A 12661-nucleotide genomic window follows, 5' to 3' on the forward strand; every position below is an offset into this window, starting at 1 on the left:
TGAACAAAATAGAAAATTTAGAATACATAACTTCTTTTTTCCGCTAAAATCTAAAGTAATTTGCTCAATACAAGTCTGTTGGAGAAAAAATGAAAATAGCAAAAAATAAAGTAGTCAGTTTGGCATACCAAGTCCGCACTAAAGACGGTGTGTTAGTTGATGAAGCAACAACTGTTGCGCCACTTGAGTATTTGCAAGGTGCAGGTAACTTATTACAAGATCTCGAAAATGCATTAGAAGGTCGTCAAGTTGGCGATAAATTTGATATCGAAATCATTAACGCTTATGGCGATTTTAATGATGCGCTTGTACAAAACGTTCCACGTGATGTGTTTGTTGGTGTTGATGAACTAGAAGTGGGTATGCGCTTTTTTGCTGATACAGATCAAGGTTCTTTACCAGTAGGAATTACCGCTATTGATGGTGATACTGTAACTGTCGATGGCAATCATATGTTAGCAGGCCAAGATTTACAATTTAACGTTGAAGTTTTAGCAATTCGTGAAGCAACAGAAGAAGAAATTGCACACGGTCATATTCATGGCGCTCACGGACACGATCATGGGCACGGTGGTTGCGGTTGTGGCGGTCATGATCATGATGAAGACGATGAAGATCATGGTTGTTGTGGCGGTGGTCATGGAGGATGTGGCTGTCATTAGTTTTATTGCTAATCGATATTTAAAAGCGCGCTATAGCGCTTTTCTTTTTTTGCAAAGCTGTGCAAAACGGTTTATTTTTTTGTGAAATAGCTAGAAATCTTTTATTTTTTAGGTTTAGTAAACTAATCATTCATTCATAATTTACTTTTAATTACTAAATAAAAGTATAATGTCCTTAGAATATCCTCAATTAATGCCCCGTGAAAAGCTATTAAAATTTGGTGTTGAAACATTAAGTGACGCTGAACTATTAGCGCTATTTTTACGAACTGGTACTCGCAATTTACCTGTTTTGGAGTTGTCACAAAGCCTATTAAATGATTTTGGTTCTTTATATAATTTAATTAATGCAAGTCACCAAGTTTTTTGCCAAAAACATGGCTTAGGTACCGCTAAATATACGCAGTTAAAGGCAGTTGTTGAGCTTTCATCTCGTTATTTGAAAGTGAAAATGATGCATGAAAATTCGCTTTCTTCACCATCAGTAACGCACCACTATTTAGCCAGTCGTTTAGCTAATAAAGATCGTGAAATTTTTATGGTGATTTTTTTAGATAATCAACATCATGTTATTTCGTCTGAAGAAATGTTTGTTGGTACCTATAATTGTGTAGAAGTCCACCCGCGTGAAGTTGTCAGACGCGCGCTACAACATAATGCAGCCGCATTAATTTTAGCGCATAATCACCCTTCTGGTATAGCAGAACCGAGTCAAGCAGATCGCCATCTTACTCAAAAAATAGAAGAGGTTTGCGAATTAGTTGATATTCGAATTATAGATCATATTGTTATCGGCAAAGGCGAATATGTCTCTTTTGCTGAGCGTGGATGGATTTCGTAGTGGTTTTTACTTACAATGTAGCTTAATCAATTAATCTATATATGAATCTATTTTATGAACCAACAATTAGAGTTACTTGAAACCAAAGTGGCTTTTCAAGAAATCACCATTGAAGAACTTAATCAAATGGTAACCAATTTACAAGCTGATGTAAGTAGGCTGAAAGAACAATTAACGTTATTATCACAAAAATTACAAGCAACACAGCCATCAAATATTGCTAGTTTATCTGAAGAAACACCTCCACCTCATTATTAATAACAGCTGTATGATGGCAATCAGCACTGCTATTTAATGGCTTTTTAATGATAAGTATTGCCTAGATAACACTGAATTGATGATTGATTCCGAATTTAAGTAAGCTATCAATTTGTCATTAAAGTTAATAAGAATTAAATTAGACAATAAAAAACCGGCATAAAGCCGGTTTTGATGCACAATGATTTAAAACTATTCAGCTGCTGCTTCTGCTTCTACTGCAGGGCGATCAACTAATTCGATATAAGCCATTGGAGCATTATCTCCATCACGGAAACCACATTTTAAAATGCGTACATAACCACCAGGACGGGTAGCAAAACGTGGACCTAAATCTGAAAATAATTTTTTAACTGTATCTTTATCACGGATACGAGCAAAAGCCAGACGGCGATTAGCTACGCTATCGCTTTTGGCTAGCGTAATTAACGGTTCAACAACACGACGCAACTCTTTTGCTTTAGGCAATGTAGTTTTGATGATTTCATGTTCAACAAGTGAACTAGTCATGTTACGAAACATTGCTTGACGATGGCTGCTATTTCGGTTCAGTTGACGACCACTTTTACGATGGCGCATAACTTTATCCTTCTTATATAAATTTTATCTTAGTCTTCAACAATACTTGCTGGTGGCCAGTTCTCAAGACGCATGCCTAAAGATAAACCACGAGATGCGAGTACGTCCTTAATTTCAGTAAGTGATTTCTTACCAAGATTAGGGGTTTTAAGTAACTCAACTTCAGTACGTTGTACTAAATCACCAATATAATGAACTGCTTCTGCTTTTAAGCAATTAGCAGACCGAACAGTTAATTCCAAATCATCTACTGGACGTAATAGAATTGGATCAAATTCCGGTTTATCTTCTTTCACTTCTGGTTGGCGTACATCACGCAAATCAACGAAAGCTTCAAGTTGTTCAGCCAAAATAGTTGATGCACGACGAATAGACTCTTCTGGATCGATAGTACCATTGGTTTCCATATCGATAACAAGTTTATCTAGATCTGTACGTTGTTCCACACGAGCCGCATCAACAGAATATGCAATGCGCTCTACAGGACTATAACATGCATCAACTAACAGACGACCGATTTGTCGTTCTTCATCTTCTGACTTAACGCGAGCAGAAGCAGGGACATAACCACGCCCTCGTTGTACACGAATACGCATACTAATTGAAGCATTTGCATCAGTAAGATGACAAATTACTAAATCAGGATTAACAATCTCAACATCACCATCATGAGTGATATCAGATGCAGTCACTACACCAATACCTGATTTGTTTAAAGTCAGCATAACATCATCTTTAGTATGTACTCGCACTGCTAATTTTTTCAAATTAAGCAAAATATCAAGTACATCTTCTTGAACGCCTTCTTTAGTACTGTACTCATGCAGAACACCGTCAATTTCAACTTCGGTTACTGCATATCCCGGCATAGATGATAATAAAATGCGGCGTAGTGCATTACCTAAAGTATGGCCAAAACCACGCTCAAGTGGCTCTAAAGTCACTTTGGCATGTGTTTGACTGTATTGAACAACATCAACTAGGTGAGGTTTTAAAAACTCTGTTACAGAACCCTGCATTATGTCCTCTCTTAAGTGCTAAACTTTACTTAGAGTAAAGTTCGACGATCAAATGTTCGTTGATGTCAGCAGATAAATCTGAACGTTCTGGTAAGCGTTTAAATACGCCTTCCATTTTGCTAGCATCAACTTCTAACCATGTTGGTTTTTCACGTTGTTCAGCTAGCTCTAAAGCGGCTTTAATACGTGCTTGTTTTTTTGATTTTTCGCGAACACTGATCACATCTTCAGGTGAAACTTGATAAGATGCAATATTTACAACGCGACCATTAACAAGAACAGCTTTATGACTAACTAATTGACGAGCTTCAGCGCGAGTTGCGCCAAATCCCATGCGATAAACAACATTATCTAAGCGACGCTCTAAAAGACCAAGTAGGTTTTCACCTGTGTTACCTTTAATTCGCGCTGCGCTTTTGTAGTAATTACGGAATTGACGTTCTAAAATTCCATAAATACGTCTAACTTTTTGTTTTTCACGTAACTGAACACCATAATCTGATAAACGCGGTTTACGCGCACCATGCTGTCCAGGAGCTTGTTCTAATTTACATTTACTGTCAACCGCTCGTACTCCAGACTTAAGGAATAAATCTGTACCTTCACGACGACTTAATTTGAGCTTTGGTCCCAAATATCTTGCCATTTTATTTCTCCAATAATCCTAAACATTCAATGTTTAATAAAAAATTAAACACGACGTTTCTTTGGTGGACGACAACCGTTATGAGGAATCGGAGTAACATCAGTAATGTTAGTGATGCGATAACCCGCCGCATTTAATGCACGAATTGTTGACTCACGACCAGGACCAGGTCCTTTAACCATAACTTCCAGATTCTTAATTCCGTAATCTTTGACGGCTTCAGCACAACGTTCCGCTGCCACTTGAGCTGCAAAAGGTGTTGACTTACGAGAGCCACGGAAACCAGAACCACCAGCGGTTGCCCAACCTAACGCATTACCTTGACGATCGGTAATAGTTACAATTGTATTGTTGAATGATGCATGAATATGAGCTATACCATCAGAAACTTGCTTTTTTACACGTTTACGTGTACGAACAGGTGTCTTTGCCATTTAATTATACCTCAATTATTTCTTGATTGGCTTACGCGGTCCCTTACGGGTACGAGCGTTAGTCTTTGTGCGTTGACCACGGACAGGAAGTCCACGACGGTGACGCATGCCACGATAACAACCAAGGTCTAATAAACGCTTGATACTCATAGTTACTTCACGACGTAAATCACCTTCAACAGTGAATTTAGCGACTTGTTCACGTAACTTTTCAATCTGATCTTCAGATAGTTCTCTGATCTTAACATGTTCAGGAATACCAGCTTCAGCACAAATTGTCTTAGCGCGAGTACTTCCAATACCATAAATTGCTTGTAAAGCAATCACAGCATGTTGTTGATCAGGAATGTTAATGCCTGCTATACGGGCCACTATGCACTCCTTTATTGTTAATGTTTAGTGAGTTCACCATACTGAAAAGCCCGTTTTCAGGATACTCAAACAGTGAACCCAAAAATAAATCTAGGCTGGCTATTCTAGCCAGCTTTACTATACTTTGGCAAGTAAAATATGCAAAAGCGCAACTTTACGGCTAAATAAATTAACCTTGACGTTGTTTATGTTTACCTTCAACGCAAATAACACGAACAATGCCATTACGTTTAATGATTTTACAATTTCTGCATAATTTCTTGACTGAAGCACGAACTTTCATTTTTTTCTCCGTAACTTCTGGCTAACTTATCGGCCGTAGCCTTTAAGGTTCGCTTTCTTTAACACTGACTCATAACGATTTGGCATCATTAAAGTCTGTACTTGTGCCATAAAATCCATGATTACAACAACAACGATTAATAATGATGTTCCACCAAATTGAACTGGAACTTTCATTGCGCTTGTCATAAACATTGGAACTAAACATACAAAAGTAATGTAGATTGCGCCAATTAGCGTTAAACGAGTCATTACCTTGTCAATATACTTAGATGTTTGTTCACCTGGACGGATACCTGGAATAAATGCACCTGATTTTTTAAGCTGATCTGCTGTTTCTCTTGGATTGAAAACCAATGCCGTATAGAAGAAACAAAAAAAGATAATCGCCGCCGCAAAAAAGATAATGTATAACGGTTGATCATGAGAAAAATATTGGTTTATAAGGACCATAATATATCTCCATCCCTCACCGTCTCCTTGGAACCAAGAAGCCATCATTGATGGTAACATAGCTATTGTTGAGGCAAATATTGCAGGAATAACCCCAGCCATATTGATCTTTAACGGTAAATGTGTACTTTGTGCAGCATACACACGGCGACCTTGTTGTCGTTGCGCATAGTTAACAACAATACGTCGTTGACCACGTTCAACAAATACAACAAAGTAAGTAACACCCACCACTAAAGCAGCAACCACTAATAATAAAATCGGATGCAATGAACCAGAACGAGCTTGTTCAATTGTTTCATATATAGCATGAGGAAGACTAGCCACAATACCAGCAAAGATAATGATTGAAATACCATTACCTACGCCTCGCTCTGTGATCTGTTCACCTAGCCACATAAGAAACATAGTACCAGTAACTAAGCTAACCGATGCAATAAAGTAGAAAGAAAATCCCGGATTAATAACAACATTGCCATAATTAGGAATGTTTGGTAAACCAGTCGCAATACCAACAGCTTGCACAATCGCTAAAGCTAATGTGCCATAGCGAGTGTACTGACTAATCTTTTTACGACCAGATTCACCTTCTTTCTTTAATTCTGCTAACTTAGGACTAATTGCCGTTAATAACTGCACGATAATTGATGCCGAAATATAAGGCATTATCCCTAATGCAAAAATTGAAGCACGGCTTAAAGCACCACCTGAAAACATATTGAACATATTAACAATGCCATTTGATGATGCTGCTAGCATATCCGATAACGCTTTAGTATCAATACCAGGAACGGGAACATAAGAACCAAGACGAAAAACAATAAGCGCTAAAAGCACAAACATTAAGCGTCTTTTAAGCTCACCACTACCGCCTCGTGTACTTTGAAAATCTAATCCTGGTTGCTTTGCCATCTTTCTACTTATTCCTCAATTTTTCCGCCAGCAGCTTCAATTGCAGCTTTAGCACCTTTAGTTACTCGAATACCGCGAACAGTTACTGGTTTAGTTACTTCACCAGATAACATGATTTTTGCATATTCGATATGTGAATTAATCACATTTGCAACTTTTAAGCTATTTAGGTCAACAATATCGCCTTCGACTTTCATTAAATCTGAAAGACGAACTTGAGCTGTAACTTGAGCTTTACGTGAGGTAAAACCAAATTTTGGTAAACGACGATATAAAGGCATTTGACCACCTTCAAAGCCGCGACGAACGCCACCACCTGAACGAGATTTTTGGCCTTTAATACCACGAGTACCAGTTTTACCTAATCCTGAACCGATGCCTCGGCCCAGACGTTTTGGTGCATGCTTTGAACCTTCAGCAGGAGATAAAGTATTTAAACGCATTACTATTACTCCTCTACTTTAACCATGTAATAAACTTGGTTTACCATACCACGAATTGCAGGAGTATCCTCGCGCTCAACAGTATGACCAATACGACGTAATCCAAGACCAACTAACGTCGCTTTATGCTTCGGTAGACGACCAATAGAACTACGAGTTTGTGTAATTTTAATTGTTTTTGCCATGGCTAATTACCCCAAAATTTCTTCGACGGTTTTACCACGCTTAGCTGCAACCATTTCAGGTGATTTCATATTTTCTAAGCCATCAATTGTTGCACGAACCACATTAATTGGGTTAGTAGAACCATATGCTTTAGCTAAAACGTTACGAACACCTGCAACTTCTAAAACAGCACGCATTGCACCACCGGCAATAATACCAGTACCTTCTGATGCTGGTTGCATATAAACACGAGAACCTGTGTGAGCACCTTTAACTGGATGCTGTAAAGTATCGTTATTTAAAGCAACATTAATCATGTTGCGACGTGCTTTTTCCATTGCTTTTTGAATTGCTGCCGGCACTTCACGTGCTTTACCATATCCAAAACCTACACGGCCATTACCGTCACCAACAACTGTTAGTGCAGAAAAACTAAAAATACGACCACCTTTTACGGTTTTAGAAACTCGGTTAACTGCGATTAGTTTTTCCTGCAGTTCACCAGCTTGTTTTTCGATGTTTGACATCTTTAACTCCTACCTTAGAACTGTAGGCCAGCTTCGCGAGCAGCATCTGCTAGCGCCTGAACTCGACCATGATATTGGAAACCTGAACGATCAAATGAAACTTCTTTGATATCTTTCGCTAATGCACGTTCAGCAATTGCTTTACCAACCGCTGCTGCTGCATCTTTGTTTCCGGTATATTTTAAACTTTCACTGATAGCTTTTTCTAATGTAGAAGCGGCTGCCAGTACTTCTGATCCGTTTGGTGCGATAATCTGCGCATAAATATGACGCGGAGTACGATGAACCACTAAACGAGTTGCAAGTAGTTCATGCATCTTGCGACGCGCTTTAGTTGCACGACGGATACGAGCTGATTTCTTATCCATAGTGTTACCTTACTTTTTCTTAGCTTCTTTAGTACGCACAACTTCATCTGCGTAACGAACACCTTTACCTTTATAAGGCTCAGGACGACGATAAGCACGGATATCAGCAGCTACTTGTCCAATTAACTGTTTATCAGCACTTTTAAGTACGATTTCAGTTTGAGAAGGACATTCAGCTGTTACACCTGCAGGTAATTGATGTTCTATTGGATGAGAATATCCAAGAGATAAACCAATTGTATTACCTTTTACTTGTGCACGATAACCGACACCAACTAGCTGAAGTTTTTTAGTAAAACCTTCAGTAACACCAATAACCATTGCATTAATTAACGCACGAGCAGTACCAGCTTGAGCCCAAGCATCGGCAAAACCATCACGAGGAGCAAATTTAATTTGACCTTCTTCTTGATTAATAACAACAGCGTTATTTATTGTGCGAGATAACTCGCCATTTTTACCTTTAATCGTAATTACCTGACCATTGAGTTTTACCTCTACGCCAGCAGGAACAACGACAGGTGCTTTTGCAACACGAGACATTTTTTTCTCCCTTACGCTACGTAGCAGATAATTTCACCACCAAGACCTGCTTGGCGTGCTGCACGATCAGTCATAACACCTTTAGAAGTAGAAACAACTGCGATACCTAGCCCTGCCATAACTTTCGGCAATTCATCTTTACGCTTATAAATACGTAAACCTGGACGGCTAACACGTTTGATACTTTCTACAACAGCTTTACCTTGGAAATATTTTAAAGTAATTTCCAGTTCTGGCTTAGTGTCACCAACAACTTTAAAGTCCCCAATATAACCTTCTTCTTTTAGCACATTGGCAATTGCCACTTTTAGCTTAGAGGAAGGCATGGTGACTGCAACTTTATTCGCAGATTGACCATTACGAATACGGGTCAACATATCTGCTATAGGATCTTGCATGCTCATCTATAACACTCCCCTGATTACCAACTTGCCTTTTTAAGACCAGGAATCTCACCACGCATGGCTGACTCTCGAACCTTAATACGGCTTAAACCAAACTTACGAAGGACGCCATGAGGACGACCAGTTTGACGACAACGACGGCGTTGACGTGATGGACTAGAATCACGAGGAAGCGTTTGCAATTTAAGCACTGCATTCCAACGATCTTCATCTGATGCATTAAGATCAGAGATAATCGCTTTTAATTCTTGACGCTTTGCAAAATATTTTTCTGCTAGCTTTACGCGTTTCTTATCGCGTTCAATCATTGATTGTTTAGCCATTATGCCCTACCTTACTTACGAAATGGGAAGTTAAAGGCAGATAATAAAGCTCGGCCTTCTTCATCTGATTGTGCAGTAGTGGTGATAGTAATATCTAAACCACGAACACGATCAACTTTGTCATAATCGATTTCAGGGAAAACGATTTGCTCACGAACACCCATGCTATAGTTGCCACGACCATCAAAAGATTTTGCGCTTAAACCACGAAAATCTCGAGTCCGAGGAAGAGCAATATAAACTAGACGTTCAAAAAATTCCCACATACGTTCGCCACGTAAAGTGACTTTACAACCAATAGGATACCCTTGACGGATTTTAAAACCAGCAACTGATTTGCGTGCTTTAGTGACTAGTGGTTTTTGACCACTGATTGCTGCTAAATCTGCAACAGCATTATCTAATAATTTCTTATCAGTAATTGCTTCACCCACACCCATATTCAAGGTGATCTTTTCGATCCGAGGGACTTGCATGACAGATTTGTAGCCAAACTGTTCTTGCAGTTTATTTACTACCTGTGCTTTGTAGTAATCATGCAGTTTCGCCATCGTACACTCCAAATTACTTAATTGATTAATTCATTAGTAGACTTATAAAAACGGACTTTTTTACCGTCTTCAATACGAAAGCCTACTCGATCTGCTTTGCCTGTAGCTGGATTAAAAATTGCCACATTAGAAACATTAATAGCTGCTTCTTTTTCAACAATTCCACCTTCTTGATTTAATGCAGGTACTGGTTTTTGATGTTTTTTCACCAAATTGATACCTTCAACAATCACTTTGCCTGTAGACAAAACACTCTTAACTTTACCGCGTTTACCTTTATCTTTGCCAGTTAACACGATAACTTCATCTTCTCGACGGATTTTCGCTGCCATTACCCGCTCCTTACAGTACTTCTGGTGCTAATGAAATGATCTTCATAAACTTCTCAGAGCGAAGTTCACGAGTGACCGGTCCAAAAATACGCGTACCAATCGGTTGCTCACTGTTATTATTTAAAATAACACAAGCGTTGCGATCGAAACGAATGACAGATCCATCAGGGCGACGAACACCTTTTCTAGTGCGCACAACAACAGCTTTAAGTACATCACCTTTTTTAACTTTGCCACGCGGAATGGCTTCTTTAATGGTAACTTTGATGATATCGCCTACAGCTGCATAACGACGGTGCGATCCACCGAGAACCTTGATACACATTACGCTACGTGCGCCAGAATTATCAGCAACATCTAGCCTAGTCTGTTCTTGGATCATTTTAATGCTCCGTATAAATTAATTATTGTCTAATCTACCTTCATCCACTTCAACTACCATGGATAAGAATAGACAACCAAAAACCCACTTACGTGAGGACGCATAGTATAACACCACTCAAATAAAATGGATAGCATAAAATAAACGGCCGTTGAGCCGTTTATTATATTATGTACAGTTTTCAATCAAAAAGATTAAATAACTGCTTTTTCAACGATTCGAACAAGAGTCCAAGATTTGGTTTTTGATAATGGACGACACTCTTTAATTTCAACAGTATCACCAATACCACACTCGTTGTTTTCATCATGTACATGCAATTTAGTCGTACGTTTAATGAACTTACCATATAACGGATGCTTCACTTTACGTTCAATAGCTACAGTAATAGATTTATCCATTTTGTCGCTAATAACACGACCTTGCTGAGTACGAATTTTTACTTCAGTAGTCATATTACGCACCCGCCTTTTCAGTTAATAATGTTTTAACTCGTGCAATATTACGACGCACTTGTTTTAACATATGAGTCTGTGTTAACTGACCTCCAGCTAATTGCATACGTAAGTTAAATTGCTCACGTAATAAATTAAGAAGTTCAGTATTTAACTCTTCAACGCTTTTTTCGCGTAGCTCTTTTGCTTTCATTTACATCACCGTCTTAATCACAAAGGTGGTTTTAATTGGCAGTTTTGCAGCTGCCAACGCAAATGCTTCACGAGCAACTTCTTCAGGCACACCGTCCATTTCATAGAGGACTTTACCTGGTTGAATCTGAGCAACCCAGTATTCAACGTTACCCTTACCTTTACCCATACGCACTGCAAGTGGTTTTTCGGTAATTGGTTTATCAGGGAAAACTCGAATCCAGATTTTACCTTGACGCTTAACTGCACGAGTCATTGCACGACGTGCTGCTTCGATCTGGCGCGCAGTCAAACGACCACGACCTACAGCCTTAAGACCGAATGTACCGAAACTAACATCAGTACTTACAGCAAGGCCACGATTGCGACCCTTGTGCACTTTACGGAATTTTGTACGCTTTGGTTGTAACATCAGCGACGCTCCTTATTGTTTTCGGCCTTTTCGCTGCTTTTTCGGTTGAGCAGCAGGTTGTTTTTCTGCTTGTTCAACGGCAGCCATACCACCAAGGATCTCACCTTTGAAGATCCACACTTTAACACCAATAATACCATAGGTAGTTAATGCTTCAGATAAACCATAGTCAATATCAGCCCGTAATGTATGTAAAGGTACACGACCTTCACGATACCATTCGCTACGAGCAATTTCAGCACCGCCTAAACGACCACTTACTTCGACTTTGATACCTTTAGCACCCGCCTTCATTGCATTTTGAACCGCACGTTTCATAGCTCGACGGAACATAACGCGGCGTTCTAATTGAGAAGTAATGCTATCAGCAACTAATTTAGCATCAAGTTCTGGTTTACGAACTTCAGCAATATTAATTTGTACTGCTACATCACGTTTTTCTCTTTTGTCTTTATATTTATTGACAATAGAAGCTACGGCATTACGTAATTTTTCAACGTCCTCGCCTTTTTTACCTATCACAATACCCGGACGAGCAGTGTGAATAGTAATACGAACGTTAGTTTCTGCTGAACGGTCGATAACAATCTTAGAGATTGACGCTTGAGATAATTCTTTATTTAAGAATTCACGCACTCTAAAATCACTTTCTAAATTATCAGCGAATGTCTTTGTACCCGAATACCATGTAGATGTCCAAGGCTTGACAATGCCTAATCGGATACCATTTGGATTTACTTTTTGACCCATTGCTATTCTCCAGCCTAGCGATCTGAAACGATCACGGTGATGTGACTCGTACGCTTCAAAATTCGATCTGCACGACCTTTCGCACGAGGCATAATACGCTTCATGGTTGGGCCTTCATCTACGAAAATCTTCGCAACTTTTAGATCATCAATATCAGCACCATCGTTATGCTCTGCATTAGCAATAGCAGACTCTAATACTTTTTTAACAAGTACAGCCGCTTTTTTATTGGTGTACGTTAAAATATCTAGTGCCTGAGACACATTCTTACCGCGAACAAGATCTGCAACTAAGCGAACTTTTTGTGCAGAAGAACGAGCGTGGCGGTACTTTGCAATTGTTTCCATCTCTTTCTC

Annotated in this window: 25 protein-coding genes; 3 read left to right on the forward strand and 22 right to left on the reverse strand. The window is 39.1% G+C overall.

Features of this window, described 5'->3' with window-relative positions:
* The first annotated feature begins 89 nt into the window (after positions 1-89).
* The 3 genes from slyD (at position 90) to A9G35_RS01200 (ending at position 1761) form a co-directional block, all read left to right on the forward strand.
* Positions 90-662: a peptidylprolyl isomerase gene (gene slyD / locus A9G35_RS01190; RefSeq protein ID WP_065635358.1), complete on the forward strand. Its 573-nt coding sequence runs from the start codon at positions 90-92 to the stop codon at positions 660-662.
* A 169-nt stretch (positions 663-831) separates the two neighbouring features.
* The gene (radC, locus tag A9G35_RS01195; protein WP_065635359.1) at positions 832-1503 is read left to right on the forward strand and encodes a RadC family protein; all 672 of its coding nucleotides are present in this window, start codon (positions 832-834) and stop codon (positions 1501-1503) included.
* Between the two features lie 54 nt (positions 1504-1557).
* Entirely contained in the window at positions 1558-1761 is a 204-nt protein-coding gene (locus A9G35_RS01200) for a SlyX family protein (RefSeq protein WP_065635360.1), read from the forward strand.
* Between the two features lie 192 nt (positions 1762-1953).
* Here the strand turns inward: A9G35_RS01200 and rplQ are convergent, their stop codons facing one another.
* From rplQ to rplV, 22 genes are all read right to left on the reverse strand, one after another.
* Positions 1954-2340: a 50S ribosomal protein L17 gene (gene rplQ, locus A9G35_RS01205; protein WP_034884211.1), complete on the reverse strand. Its 387-nt coding sequence runs from the start codon at positions 2338-2340 to the stop codon at positions 1954-1956.
* A 29-nt stretch (positions 2341-2369) separates the two neighbouring features.
* On the reverse strand, positions 2370-3359 hold the full coding sequence (locus tag A9G35_RS01210; RefSeq protein WP_065635361.1) for a DNA-directed RNA polymerase subunit alpha: 990 nt from the start codon (positions 3357-3359) through the stop codon (positions 2370-2372).
* 25 nt (positions 3360-3384) lie between these two features.
* Positions 3385-4005 (reverse strand): 30S ribosomal protein S4, encoded by a 621-nt coding sequence (gene rpsD, locus A9G35_RS01215; RefSeq protein ID WP_065567150.1) that lies wholly within the window; start codon positions 4003-4005, stop codon positions 3385-3387.
* A gap of 44 nt (positions 4006-4049) precedes the next feature.
* Positions 4050-4439, reverse strand: a complete 390-nt coding sequence (gene rpsK / locus A9G35_RS01220) for a 30S ribosomal protein S11 (RefSeq protein ID WP_025314405.1) — start codon at positions 4437-4439, stop codon at positions 4050-4052.
* Between the two features lie 15 nt (positions 4440-4454).
* Positions 4455-4811 carry a 30S ribosomal protein S13 gene (gene rpsM, locus A9G35_RS01225; RefSeq protein ID WP_065586686.1) on the reverse strand — a complete coding sequence of 119 codons (357 nt, stop codon included), beginning with the start codon at positions 4809-4811 and terminating at the stop codon, positions 4455-4457.
* A 169-nt stretch (positions 4812-4980) separates the two neighbouring features.
* The gene (rpmJ, locus tag A9G35_RS01230; protein WP_025314403.1) at positions 4981-5094 is read right to left on the reverse strand and encodes a 50S ribosomal protein L36; all 114 of its coding nucleotides are present in this window, start codon (positions 5092-5094) and stop codon (positions 4981-4983) included.
* Between the two features lie 26 nt (positions 5095-5120).
* A complete protein-coding gene (gene secY, locus A9G35_RS01235) occupies positions 5121-6458 on the reverse strand; it encodes a preprotein translocase subunit SecY (RefSeq protein ID WP_065635362.1) in 1338 nt (445 codons plus the stop codon).
* Between the two features lie 8 nt (positions 6459-6466).
* Positions 6467-6901, reverse strand: coding sequence for a 50S ribosomal protein L15 (rplO, locus tag A9G35_RS01240; protein ID WP_065626331.1), 435 nt, complete (start codon positions 6899-6901; stop codon positions 6467-6469).
* 5 nt (positions 6902-6906) lie between these two features.
* A complete protein-coding gene (rpmD, locus tag A9G35_RS01245; RefSeq protein ID WP_025314400.1) occupies positions 6907-7086 on the reverse strand; it encodes a 50S ribosomal protein L30 in 180 nt (59 codons plus the stop codon).
* A 6-nt stretch (positions 7087-7092) separates the two neighbouring features.
* A complete protein-coding gene (rpsE, locus tag A9G35_RS01250; RefSeq protein ID WP_025314399.1) occupies positions 7093-7593 on the reverse strand; it encodes a 30S ribosomal protein S5 in 501 nt (166 codons plus the stop codon).
* A 14-nt stretch (positions 7594-7607) separates the two neighbouring features.
* Complete coding sequence (gene rplR, locus A9G35_RS01255) at positions 7608-7961, reverse strand: 50S ribosomal protein L18 (protein WP_025314398.1); 354 nt, start codon at positions 7959-7961, stop codon at positions 7608-7610.
* A gap of 9 nt (positions 7962-7970) precedes the next feature.
* Positions 7971-8504 (reverse strand): 50S ribosomal protein L6, encoded by a 534-nt coding sequence (gene rplF / locus A9G35_RS01260; RefSeq protein WP_065635363.1) that lies wholly within the window; start codon positions 8502-8504, stop codon positions 7971-7973.
* Between the two features lie 11 nt (positions 8505-8515).
* Complete coding sequence (gene rpsH, locus A9G35_RS01265) at positions 8516-8908, reverse strand: 30S ribosomal protein S8 (RefSeq protein WP_034911147.1); 393 nt, start codon at positions 8906-8908, stop codon at positions 8516-8518.
* Between the two features lie 17 nt (positions 8909-8925).
* Positions 8926-9231, reverse strand: a complete 306-nt coding sequence (rpsN, locus tag A9G35_RS01270; RefSeq protein ID WP_025314395.1) for a 30S ribosomal protein S14 — start codon at positions 9229-9231, stop codon at positions 8926-8928.
* Between the two features lie 11 nt (positions 9232-9242).
* Complete coding sequence (gene rplE / locus A9G35_RS01275; RefSeq protein WP_025314394.1) at positions 9243-9782, reverse strand: 50S ribosomal protein L5; 540 nt, start codon at positions 9780-9782, stop codon at positions 9243-9245.
* 17 nt (positions 9783-9799) lie between these two features.
* Entirely contained in the window at positions 9800-10114 is a 315-nt protein-coding gene (rplX, locus tag A9G35_RS01280) for a 50S ribosomal protein L24 (protein ID WP_065561017.1), read from the reverse strand.
* 10 nt (positions 10115-10124) lie between these two features.
* Positions 10125-10496, reverse strand: coding sequence for a 50S ribosomal protein L14 (gene rplN, locus A9G35_RS01285; protein WP_025314392.1), 372 nt, complete (start codon positions 10494-10496; stop codon positions 10125-10127).
* 194 nt (positions 10497-10690) lie between these two features.
* A complete protein-coding gene (gene rpsQ / locus A9G35_RS01290; protein WP_034911151.1) occupies positions 10691-10951 on the reverse strand; it encodes a 30S ribosomal protein S17 in 261 nt (86 codons plus the stop codon).
* Between the two features lies 1 nt (position 10952).
* Positions 10953-11144, reverse strand: coding sequence for a 50S ribosomal protein L29 (gene rpmC, locus A9G35_RS01295; RefSeq protein WP_034902373.1), 192 nt, complete (start codon positions 11142-11144; stop codon positions 10953-10955).
* A complete protein-coding gene (rplP, locus tag A9G35_RS01300; RefSeq protein ID WP_034911153.1) occupies positions 11145-11555 on the reverse strand; it encodes a 50S ribosomal protein L16 in 411 nt (136 codons plus the stop codon).
* Between the two features lie 12 nt (positions 11556-11567).
* On the reverse strand, positions 11568-12305 hold the full coding sequence (gene rpsC / locus A9G35_RS01305) for a 30S ribosomal protein S3 (RefSeq protein WP_065561018.1): 738 nt from the start codon (positions 12303-12305) through the stop codon (positions 11568-11570).
* Positions 12306-12319: 14 nt separating this feature from the next.
* The gene (gene rplV / locus A9G35_RS01310; protein WP_034947997.1) at positions 12320-12652 is read right to left on the reverse strand and encodes a 50S ribosomal protein L22; all 333 of its coding nucleotides are present in this window, start codon (positions 12650-12652) and stop codon (positions 12320-12322) included.
* Positions 12653-12661: the final 9 nt, after the last annotated feature.

The organism is Gilliamella sp. Choc5-1 (assembly GCF_001690595.1).
Taxonomy (GTDB): domain Bacteria; phylum Pseudomonadota; class Gammaproteobacteria; order Enterobacterales; family Orbaceae; genus Gilliamella; species Gilliamella apicola_M.

Coding starts and splice junctions, on each gene's coding strand:
- A9G35_RS01210 (WP_065635361.1), bottom strand. CDS start 3,359: ATGCAGGGTTCTGTAACAGAGTTTTTAAAACCTCACCTAGTTGATGTT.
- rplO (WP_065626331.1), bottom strand. CDS start 6,901: ATGCGTTTAAATACTTTATCTCCTGCTGAAGGTTCAAAGCATGCACCA.
- rplN (WP_025314392.1), bottom strand. CDS start 10,496: ATGATCCAAGAACAGACTAGGCTAGATGTTGCTGATAATTCTGGCGCA.
- rpmC (WP_034902373.1), bottom strand. CDS start 11,144: ATGAAAGCAAAAGAGCTACGCGAAAAAAGCGTTGAAGAGTTAAATACT.
- rpsN (WP_025314395.1), bottom strand. CDS start 9,231: ATGGCTAAACAATCAATGATTGAACGCGATAAGAAACGCGTAAAGCTA.
- rplP (WP_034911153.1), bottom strand. CDS start 11,555: ATGTTACAACCAAAGCGTACAAAATTCCGTAAAGTGCACAAGGGTCGC.
- rplV (WP_034947997.1), bottom strand. CDS start 12,652: ATGGAAACAATTGCAAAGTACCGCCACGCTCGTTCTTCTGCACAAAAA.
- slyD (WP_065635358.1), top strand. CDS start 90: ATGAAAATAGCAAAAAATAAAGTAGTCAGTTTGGCATACCAAGTCCGC.
- rpsE (WP_025314399.1), bottom strand. CDS start 7,593: ATGTCAAACATCGAAAAACAAGCTGGTGAACTGCAGGAAAAACTAATC.
- radC (WP_065635359.1), top strand. CDS start 832: ATGTCCTTAGAATATCCTCAATTAATGCCCCGTGAAAAGCTATTAAAA.
- rpsH (WP_034911147.1), bottom strand. CDS start 8,908: ATGAGCATGCAAGATCCTATAGCAGATATGTTGACCCGTATTCGTAAT.
- rpmJ (WP_025314403.1), bottom strand. CDS start 5,094: ATGAAAGTTCGTGCTTCAGTCAAGAAATTATGCAGAAATTGTAAAATC.
- rplE (WP_025314394.1), bottom strand. CDS start 9,782: ATGGCGAAACTGCATGATTACTACAAAGCACAGGTAGTAAATAAACTG.
- rpsK (WP_025314405.1), bottom strand. CDS start 4,439: ATGGCAAAGACACCTGTTCGTACACGTAAACGTGTAAAAAAGCAAGTT.
- rpsQ (WP_034911151.1), bottom strand. CDS start 10,951: ATGACTACTGAAGTAAAAATTCGTACTCAGCAAGGTCGTGTTATTAGC.
- rplQ (WP_034884211.1), bottom strand. CDS start 2,340: ATGCGCCATCGTAAAAGTGGTCGTCAACTGAACCGAAATAGCAGCCAT.
- A9G35_RS01200 (WP_065635360.1), top strand. CDS start 1,558: ATGAACCAACAATTAGAGTTACTTGAAACCAAAGTGGCTTTTCAAGAA.
- rplX (WP_065561017.1), bottom strand. CDS start 10,114: ATGGCAGCGAAAATCCGTCGAGAAGATGAAGTTATCGTGTTAACTGGC.
- rpsD (WP_065567150.1), bottom strand. CDS start 4,005: ATGGCAAGATATTTGGGACCAAAGCTCAAATTAAGTCGTCGTGAAGGT.
- secY (WP_065635362.1), bottom strand. CDS start 6,458: ATGGCAAAGCAACCAGGATTAGATTTTCAAAGTACACGAGGCGGTAGT.
- rplF (WP_065635363.1), bottom strand. CDS start 8,504: ATGTCTCGTGTTGCAAAAGCACCTGTCGTTGTTCCTGCTGGCGTAGAG.
- rpsC (WP_065561018.1), bottom strand. CDS start 12,305: ATGGGTCAAAAAGTAAATCCAAATGGTATCCGATTAGGCATTGTCAAG.
- rpmD (WP_025314400.1), bottom strand. CDS start 7,086: ATGGCAAAAACAATTAAAATTACACAAACTCGTAGTTCTATTGGTCGT.
- rplR (WP_025314398.1), bottom strand. CDS start 7,961: ATGGATAAGAAATCAGCTCGTATCCGTCGTGCAACTAAAGCGCGTCGC.